This window comes from Cryobacterium fucosi (assembly GCF_004403515.1).
GTDB lineage: Bacteria > Actinomycetota > Actinomycetes > Actinomycetales > Microbacteriaceae > Cryobacterium > Cryobacterium fucosi.
Genome location: NZ_SOHH01000011.1, coordinates 21,367 through 28,425, shown reverse-complemented (window position 1 = coordinate 28,425; position 7,059 = coordinate 21,367). Strand labels below are relative to the sequence as shown.

At 70.3% G+C, this 7,059-nt stretch carries 8 protein-coding genes; 6 read left to right on the top strand and 2 right to left on the bottom strand.

Going from position 1 to position 7,059, the window contains the following annotated elements; genetic code table 11:
• The 4 genes from E3T48_RS00690 to ilvA all read left to right on the top strand — a co-directional run.
• The coding region (locus tag E3T48_RS00690; RefSeq protein ID WP_420898337.1) for an ABC transporter permease subunit at positions 1-859 on the top strand (859 nt) is incomplete at its 5' end.
• 41 nt (positions 860-900) lie between these two features.
• Complete coding sequence (locus tag E3T48_RS00685; protein WP_134521970.1) at positions 901-2,010, top strand: ABC transporter ATP-binding protein; 1,110 nt, start codon at positions 901-903, stop codon at positions 2,008-2,010.
• A gap of 44 nt (positions 2,011-2,054) precedes the next feature.
• Positions 2,055-3,287 (top strand): AI-2E family transporter, encoded by a 1,233-nt coding sequence (locus tag E3T48_RS00680; protein ID WP_134521965.1) that lies wholly within the window; start codon positions 2,055-2,057, stop codon positions 3,285-3,287.
• Entirely contained in the window at positions 3,280-4,515 is a 1,236-nt protein-coding gene (gene ilvA, locus E3T48_RS00675) for a threonine ammonia-lyase (protein WP_134521964.1), read from the top strand. The genes E3T48_RS00680 and ilvA overlap by 8 nt, the downstream gene beginning before the upstream one ends.
• A 290-nt stretch (positions 4,516-4,805) precedes the next feature.
• Here ilvA and greA read toward each other — a convergent pair whose 3' ends face one another.
• Complete coding sequence (greA, locus tag E3T48_RS00665; protein ID WP_134521963.1) at positions 4,806-5,297, bottom strand: transcription elongation factor GreA; 492 nt, start codon at positions 5,295-5,297, stop codon at positions 4,806-4,808.
• A 104-nt stretch (positions 5,298-5,401) separates the two neighbouring features.
• The gene (locus E3T48_RS00660) at positions 5,402-5,797 is read right to left on the bottom strand and encodes a DUF4307 domain-containing protein (RefSeq protein ID WP_166789580.1); all 396 of its coding nucleotides are present in this window, start codon (positions 5,795-5,797) and stop codon (positions 5,402-5,404) included.
• A 74-nt stretch (positions 5,798-5,871) separates the two neighbouring features.
• Between E3T48_RS00660 and mca the strand changes: the two genes are divergently transcribed.
• Positions 5,872-6,735: a mycothiol conjugate amidase Mca gene (gene mca, locus E3T48_RS00655; protein WP_174844114.1), complete on the top strand. Its 864-nt coding sequence runs from the start codon at positions 5,872-5,874 to the stop codon at positions 6,733-6,735.
• Positions 6,732-7,055, top strand: a complete 324-nt coding sequence (locus E3T48_RS16940; RefSeq protein WP_174844113.1) for a hypothetical protein — start codon at positions 6,732-6,734, stop codon at positions 7,053-7,055. The genes mca and E3T48_RS16940 overlap by 4 nt, the downstream gene beginning before the upstream one ends.
• The last annotated feature ends 4 nt before the right edge of the window (positions 7,056-7,059 follow it).

The window sequence follows — 7,059 nt, the reverse complement described above, 5'->3', positions numbered from 1 at the left end:
CGCCCGGCGCACCCGGCCCGGCCCGGCCCGGCAGCGCGGCGTCGCCCACGCTCCGTCGCGCACCGCGCGGGCCGTGATCCTGGGCGGGATCGGCCTGCTCTTCCTCATTCCCGTCGTGGCCATGGTCGAGTTCACCCTGCGCAAGGGCCTCGGCGGCGGGCATGACGCCTCCCGCTGGATCGCCCTGGCCCAGGGCGGCCTGACCGGGCAGTACCGGCAGGTGCTCGTGGCCCTCGGAAATTCGGTCGGCCTGGCCGTGGGCACCGTGCTGATCGTGCTGCTGCTGCTGGTGCCCACCCTGCTGCTGGTGCACATCCGTTTTCCCCGGCTGCGACGGGTGATGGAGTTCGTCTGCATCCTGCCGATCAGCATCCCGGCGATCGTGCTCGTCGTCGGGCTGGCCCCGGTCTACTCGCTGCTCTCCCGGCTCGCCGGGAGCGGCGTCTGGACCCTCGCGTTCGCCTACGGCATCACCGTGCTGCCCTACGCCTACCGGGCGATCCAGGCCAACCTCGACGGCGTCGACGTGCGCACCCTCAGCGAGGCCGCCCGCACCCTCGGCGCCGGCTGGGGGAGCGTGCTGGTCCGGGTGCTCGTGCCCAACCTCCGCCGCGGCATCCTGGCCGCCGCGTTCATCGCGGTCGCCGTGGTGCTCGGCGAGTTCACCATCGCGTCCCTGCTCAGCCGGGTGAACCTGCAGACCGCGCTCGTCGTGGTCAGCAAGGCCGACCCGTACACGGCCGTGATCCTCTCCCTGCTCGCCCTGACCTTCGCGTTCCTGCTGCTGCTTCTGATCGGTCGCCTCGGCGCCGAACGCACCCGCCCGCGACGACGACGCCCCATCGGAGGCCGGCCATGACCCGGAACACCACCAACGCCACGAACACCAGGAACACCGCGATGACGGCGAAGACCGCGGCCGCCGCACCCGGCCGCGCGGGCGCCGCCGCCCCGCCCGCACCGGCGAGGAGGCACGGAGCGGTGGTCGAGTTCTCCGGGGTCGCCAAGCACTTCGGCGGCCATCGGGCGCTGGCCGGATTCGACCTCACCCTGCACGCGGGCGAGTTCGTGGCCCTGCTCGGTCCGAGCGGCAGCGGCAAGACGACGGCGCTCCGGGCGCTCGCCGGCCTCGAATCGACGGATGCCGGCACCATCCTGATCGACGGTGTCGACGTGTCCACGCTGCCGACGAGCCGCCGCGACATGGGCATGGTCTTTCAGGCCTACTCCCTGTTCCCACACCTCAGCGCGGGGGAGAACGTCGAATTCGGCCTGCGGATGCGTGGGGTCGCCGCCGCCGCGCGCCGCCGCCGGGCCGGGGACGCCCTTGCCCTCGTCGGGCTCGACGACCACTACGACCGGTTCGCGCACCAGCTCTCCGGCGGCCAGCAGCAACGCGTCGCGCTGGCCCGCGCCCTCGTGACCGAACCGCGGGTGCTCCTTCTCGACGAGCCCCTCTCCGCCCTCGACGCCAAGGTGCGCGTGACGCTGCGCGAGGAGATCCGGCGGATCCAGACCGAGCTGGGCATCACCACCCTGTTCGTGACGCACGACCAGGACGAGGCGCTCGCCGTCGCCGACCGGGTCGCGGTCATGCGTGACGGCGGGATCGAGCAGGTCGGCACGCCCGAGGACCTCTACTCCCGGCCGTCGTCGCCGTTCATCGCCGACTTCGTCGGCCTGAGCAACCAGCTGGCCGGGGTTGTGCGGCACGGCTTCGCGGAACTGTACGGCACGAAGCTGCCGCTCGTCGACCCGTCGCAGGCCGACGGCGACGTGCTGGTCGCGGTGCGGCCCGAAGACCTCGAATTCTCCGGCGACGGGGTCGCCGGAGTCGTCGTCGCGTCCAGCTTCCACGGCTCGCTCCGCCGCACCCGGGTGCGGCTCGCCGACGGCGCCGAGTTGTCGGTGCAGCACGTTGTGCGGGTGCAGCCCGCACCCGGCGACAGCGTGCGGTTGCGCTTCTGTGGCGCCCCGGTTTCGGTCGAAGCGGTCACGATTTCCCGGTAGCGGGCATGCACGGCGGCGAATGCGGGATTGCCTAGAATGATCCGGTGACTGAATCCACGGGAAAGCCAGGCTGGGGCGCACTGCTGAACGGGCGCAAACGGCGCGCCGAGGCACCGATCCCGAACGAGGTCGACGTGAACATCCCCGCCGGCATCCGCCTGGCCGGCGCGTGGTCGTGGCGGCTCGTCGCGATCGGTGCGGCAATCGCCCTCTTCCTCTTCATCGTCGTGCAGCTCCGGCTCATCGTCATCCCGCTGCTCGTCGCCGTGCTGGTCTCCTCCCTCCTCGTTCCGCTGGTCAACTTCCTCGTCCGGCACAACTGGCCGAAGGGCCTCGCCGTCGCGCTTTCCCTGCTCGGAACCCTCGCCGTGCTCGGCGGCCTGATCACCCTGGCCGCCACCCAGATCGCGGATGGCACGACCGGCCTGAGCACACGGCTCGCGGCCTCCTACGACGGGCTGAAAGACCTGCTCCTCGCCTCGCCGCTGCACCTGACCGAACCGCAGATCAACGACTACCTGCAGCAGGCCTGGGCGGCGATCCAGGCCGACAGCCAGGTCTTCGTCAGCGGGGCGCTGTCGGTGGGATCCTCGCTCGGGCACCTGCTGACCGGGCTGCTGCTCACCCTGTTCAGTCTTCTGTTCATCCTCATCGACGGGGCCGGGATCTGGGCCTGGATCGTGCGGATCTTCCCGCGGCGCGCCCGCGCCGCCGTCGCCGGGGCCGGGGCGGCCGGCTGGGAGACCCTGGGCAACTTCGCCAAGGTGCAGATCCTGGTCGCTTCGATCGACGCGGTCGGCATCGGCGTCGGGGCGGCGCTGCTCGGGGTGCCGCTGGCGGTGCCGATCGGGGTGCTCGTCTTCCTCGGCTCGTTCATCCCCATCGTCGGCGCCGTCGCCACCGGCGCGGTGGCCGTGGTCATCGCCCTGCTCTTCAACTCCTGGCCGATCGCCCTGGCCATGCTCGGCGTCGTGCTGCTCGTGCAGCAGATCGAAGGCCACGTGCTCCAGCCCCTGATCATGGGCACGGCCGTCAAGGTACACCCCCTCGGCGTGGTGCTCGTCGTCGCCGCGGGGTCGCTGCTCGCCGGCATCCCGGGGGCTCTGTTCGCCGTGCCGATCGCGGCGGTGTTGAACGTCATGATCAACTTCATCCAGCGCGGCACCTGGCGGGCCGTCCCCGCGGACACGGCGCCAGCCATCAACTCACCGCTCTGGCAGACCGTGCCTCAACGCCGCCCCGGCTTCCGACCGAACGAGAGTGCCGCCCATGACTAACGTTTCCCTCGTCGGCCCCACCCTGGCCGACTTCGAGGCCGCCCGCGCCGTCGTCGCAACCGTCGCCCGGGTCACCCCGATGGAGAGTTCACGCTACCTCAGCGAGCTGCTCGGCTCGGCCGTCCACCTCAAGTGCGAAAACCTGCAGCGCACCGGGTCCTACAAGATCCGCGGGGCGTACAACCGGCTGTCCCAGCTGACCGATGAGGAGAAGAGTCACGGGGTCGTCGCCGCCTCCGCCGGCAACCACGCCCAGGGGGTCGCGTTCGCCGCCCGGGAGCTCGGCATCAAGGCCACCATCTTCATGCCGGTGGGCGTTGCCCTGCCCAAGCTCCAGGCCACCCGCGACTACGGGGCGCGCGTCATCCTGCGCGGCAACACGGTCGCCGAGCCGCTCCTGGCCGCCGCGGCCTACGCCCTCGAGACCGGCGCCATCCTGATCCCGCCTTTCGACCACCCGGATGTCGTCATCGGCCAGGGCACGCTGGGCCTGGAAATCCTCGACCAGGTTCCCGATCTCGACACCGTCATCGTGCCCATCGGCGGCGGCGGTCTGGTCTCCGGCGTCGCGAGTGCGCTCAAGCAGCGGGCCGCCCGCGAGGGGCGCACGATCCGGGTGATCGGCGTGCAGGCCGAGAACGCGGCGGCCTATCCGCCGTCCCTGGCGGCGGGGGTGGCCACCGAGATCGTGATCTCGCCGACGATCGCCGACGGCATCGCGGTGGCCAAGCCGGGGCTGCTCAACTTCCAGATCGTGCGCGACGTGGTCGACGAGGTCGTCACGGTCACCGAGGACGACACCGCCCGCGCGCTGCTCGTGCTGCTGGAGCGCGCCAAGCTCGTGGTCGAACCGGCCGGGGCGGTCGCCGTGGCCGCGATCCTCGCCGGGAAGATCGCCGCGTCGGGGCCCGTTGTCGCGATCCTCAGCGGCGGCAACATCGACCCGCTGCTGATGCAGCGCGTGATCAGCCACGGCCTCGCGGCATCCGGCCGCTACCTCACCCTGCGGATCATGCTGCCCGACCGCCCCGGCCAGCTGGCCCGCATCTCGGAGCTGCTCGCGGAGGCGCACGCCAATGTGATCGAGGTGCTGCACACCCGGCACGGGGTGGGCCTGCAGATCAGCGAGGTCGAGCTCAACGTGAGCGTCGAGACGAGAGGGCCGGACCACCGCCAGCACGTCGTCGACGTACTCCGCTCGGCCGGTTACGACCCGCAGATCGACTAGTCCGGTCTCGACAGGCTCGACCCCCGGTGGTCGAGCCGCCCCCGGTGGTCGAGCCTGTCGAGACCCGGCCCCCGGTGGTCGAGCGTGTCGAGACCCCGCCGCCCCGGTGGTCGAGCCTGTCGAGACCCGGCCCCCGGTGTCGAGCGTGTCGAGACCCGGCCCCCGGTGGTCGAGCCTGTCGAGACCCGGCCGCCCCGGTGGTCGAGCCCCCCGGTGGTCGAGCCTGTCGAGACCCGGCCGCCCCGGTGGTCGAGCCTGTCGAGACCCCCGCCGGCCCGAAAGTGACCTGGCTAGTTGCCGGCCCAGGTCTCGACGAGAACGATCTCGACGGCGATGTCCTTGCCGCCGGGCGTGGTGTACGACGTCTTCGCCCCGACCTTCAGGCCGAGGATCGCGGAGCCGAGCGGGCTCTGCTCGCTGAACACGTCGAGGTCGCTGCCGCCGGCGATCTCGCGGCTGCCGATCAGGAACCGCGTCTCATCGCCCGCGATCGTCGCGGTGATGACGGTGCCCGGCTCGACGACGCCCTGGCTCTCCGGCGCGTGGCCGACCTCGGCGTTGCGCAGCAGCACGACGAGGGTGCGGATGCGCGCCTCCATTTTGCCCTGCTCGTCCTTCGCGGCGTGGTATCCGGAGTTCTCCTTGAGGTCGCCCTCTTCACGCGCGGACTCGATCTTCTTGGCAATCTCGACCCGTCCGACGGTGCTCAGGGACTCCAACTCGGCGGCCAGGCGGTCGTAGGCTTCCTGCGTCAGCCAGGTGACCGTTGTGGGGGTAATCATGCGTTCTCCTCCTCGTGCGCGTAGTGCGTGAGTGTGACCCGCAAGTACGCCTGCGGCAATACAACGGACGCCCCGACGTTTTACGTCAGGGCGAAGTCACCAGTCTAGGTCAGCCAGCACCGGTAAATCAATCCGGTGTTGCTCTGCTCGGTCGTACGCAGAACCTCGGTGAAGGCCCGTGAATACCGCTCGCTCGGCGGCAGGTCGATCACCTTCCAGCCGACGACGGTGAACCCCGCGTTCAGCGCCTCGACCGCGCAACTCGCCGCCCGGCCGACCGGAATCGACGCTTCGAAGGTGACGCTGACGCTGTGTTCGTCGATGATGCTGTGTCCGATGTTCCGGGTCTCGAGCAGCGGCTGTGATCCGCCCAACCCGATCCAGGCCACCCACACCACGAGCACGGTGAGGAGAGTGCCGGCGCCGATCCGGAGCAGTCGCCGGTCACGAAGGCGCCGATTCGGGGCGCGGCCGTACCGGGTGTCGAGGTTGCTGCTCACGGCCACTGGGGCTCCACACTCACTGTTAGCGATTAGTCTTAGCTCAAGGTTATCTGGCATTTCTGAGGAGTTTGATGACACTGCGACTCTTGGCCGTGCACGCCCACCCCGACGACGAGTCGAGTAAGGGCGCGGCTACCTACGCCTACTACCGGAGCCTCGGCGCCGACGTGATGGTGCTCAGCTGCACCGGGGGCGAGCGCGGCAGCATCCTCAACGACGCCATGGCCGGGCACGCCATGGCCGAGCGTGACCTCGCCGGGCTCCGCCGGCTGGAGATGCAGGCCGCGCAGCACCACCTGGGCGTGCAGCACCGCTGGCTGGGCTACGAGGACTCCGGTATGGACGACGACGGCGGGGTCCCGGCGAACTCGTTCGCCGCCACCCCGCTCGACGTCTCCGCCGAACCCGTCGTGCGGGTCATCCGCGAGTTCCGGCCGCATGTGCTCATCACCTACGACGAGAACGGCGGCTACCCGCACCCTGACCACGTCCGCTGCCACGACGTGTCGATGGAGGCCTACCGGGCCGCGGCCGACCCGGACCGGTACCCGGATGCCGGAGCCCCCTGGCAGATCGACAAGCTCTATTTCGACCGGATCTTCAACCTCGAACGCGTCGACGCGATGTTCCTCGAACTCAGCGTCACCGAGCCGGAGTCCCCGCTGCTGGAGCCGCTCGGCGAGGCACGCGAATGGATGAAGAACTACCCGAAGCTGGCGACGACCCACGTTCCCGTCGGCGACTTCCTCGAGGCCAGGGACGCGGCCCTCCGTTCGCACGCCAGCCAGGTGTCGCCGGGCAGCAGCTTCTTCTTCTGGCCCAACGACCTCATCCGCCAGGCCTGGCCCTACGAAGACTTCCAGCTCGTCGAATCGAAAGTTGACACCGAAATGCCCGAATCCGATCTCTTCGCCGGCGTACGGGACGACTCATGAGCGCGCTCCTGCTCGCGGGGCCGATCGCGAGTTTCGTCCTCGCGAGCACGCCGCCGCCCGAATTCGACCCGGACACGGTGACGCCGGGGCCGGCCGGCTTCGTGGCGATCTTCTTCGTCGCCGCGATGGTGGTGCTGCTGGGCTTCGACCTGAACCGTCGCGTCCGTCGCAACACCTACCGGGCCCAGATCAAGGAACGCCTCGCCGCCGAGATCGCCGCGAACGAGGCCGCCGCGACGGGCGACGCCGAGCACCGGGCAACGCCCGGTCAGCCAACGCCAGGTCAGCCAACGCCAGGTCAGCCAACGCCAGGTCAGTAGACGT

Excerpts from the sequence above, each read along its gene's own strand:
- E3T48_RS00685 (WP_134521970.1), top strand. The coding sequence starts at position 901 with ATGACGGCGAAGACCGCGGCCGCCGCACCCGGCCGCGCGGGCGCCGCC.
- ilvA (WP_134521964.1), top strand. The coding sequence starts at position 3,280 with ATGACTAACGTTTCCCTCGTCGGCCCCACCCTGGCCGACTTCGAGGCC.
- greA (WP_134521963.1), bottom strand. The coding sequence starts at position 5,297 with ATGATTACCCCCACAACGGTCACCTGGCTGACGCAGGAAGCCTACGAC.
- mca (WP_174844114.1), top strand. The coding sequence starts at position 5,872 with ATGACACTGCGACTCTTGGCCGTGCACGCCCACCCCGACGACGAGTCG.
- E3T48_RS16940 (WP_174844113.1), top strand. The coding sequence starts at position 6,732 with ATGAGCGCGCTCCTGCTCGCGGGGCCGATCGCGAGTTTCGTCCTCGCG.